General features: G+C 69.3%; 2 protein-coding genes. One reads left to right on the forward strand and one right to left on the reverse strand.

Going from position 1 to position 1169, the window contains the following annotated elements; genetic code table 11:
* Positions 1-502: PPE family protein (locus tag A5705_RS26450; RefSeq protein WP_156763232.1), on the reverse strand; the 502-nt coding region annotated here is incomplete at its 3' end.
* 227 nt (positions 503-729) lie between these two features.
* Here A5705_RS26450 and A5705_RS26455 point away from each other — a divergent pair.
* Positions 730-1169 (forward strand): PPE family protein (locus A5705_RS26455; RefSeq protein ID WP_231982340.1); only part of this gene is annotated, 440 nt, incomplete at its 3' end.

Genomic DNA, 1169 nt, shown 5'->3' on the forward strand with positions numbered 1-1169 from the left:
AGTTGCCCAGCTGCGCGACCGTCGCCGACGCGCTGGCGTGGTAGCCGCTCATCGCGGCGACATCCTGGGCCCACATCTGCTCGTATTCGGCCTCGGCCGCCGCGATCGCCGGCGCGTTCTGGCCGAACAGGTTCGACATCACCAACGACACCAGTTTGGAGCGATTGGCCGACACCACCACCGGATGCACCGTCGCCGCCAACGCCGACTCAAACGCACCGGCCACCGCTTTGGCCTGCGCGGCCGCACTCGCAGCTTGAGACGCCGCCGAGGTCAACCACGCCGAATACGGAACGGCTGCGGCGGCCATCGCCGCGGATGCAGGACCCTGCCACGCGTGACCAGCCAACGCCGAGGTCACCGAGGAAAACGATCCCGCGGCCGCACTCAACTCATCGGCCAGCCCGTCCCACGCCGCAGCGGCCGCCAACATTGGCGCTGACCCGGCACCGGAGAACATCCGGGACGAATTGATCTCCGGCGGGAGCACCAAAAAGCTCATGACCGCGGTCCCTTCTCAGCAGCGAGCCCCGGGAGCCAAAGTGTGCCTTCGCTCGGGTTCACACGCAACCGCGACTGCGAGCGCTTGATCCCTGCGGTCCGGTCCGCAACGATCGTGCGGCGGCCGGGATTGGATTCCCGCCTAACGGGGTATGGGGCAGGCCGGAGAATGTACGTTGCTCCAGTGGCTGCTGAAGGTCTGATCAACGACGATCGAGGGGAGCAGTGATGAACTTTTCGGTGTTTCCGCCCGAGGTCAACTCGGTGCTCCTGCTTGATGGGCCGGGCCCGGGGCCGATGCTGGAGGCGGCGGCGGCCTGGGACGGGATCCGCAGTGAGTTGAGCGCGGCGGCAAGCGCATTCAGCTCCGTGACCTCGGACCTGGCCGGGCAGGCCTGGCAGGGCCCGTCGGCGGCGTCCATGACCAACGCGGCCGCCGGGTACGTGGACTGGCTGGGCGGGGCGGCCGCGCAAGCCGAGCAGTCGGCGGCCCAGGCGCGGGCGGCGGCCGTCGCCTACGAGGCCGCGCTGGCGACCATCGTGGACCCCGGGTCGATCACGGCCAATCGCGGCCAGCTGGTGTCGCTGGTGATGTCGAACCTGTTCGGCCAGAACGCGCCGGCGATCGCGGCGGCCGAGGCCGAATACGAGCAGATGTGGGCCCAGGA

Origin of the sequence: Mycobacterium sp. E787 (assembly GCF_001668725.1) — a bacterium.
Classification (GTDB): domain Bacteria; phylum Actinomycetota; class Actinomycetes; order Mycobacteriales; family Mycobacteriaceae; genus Mycobacterium.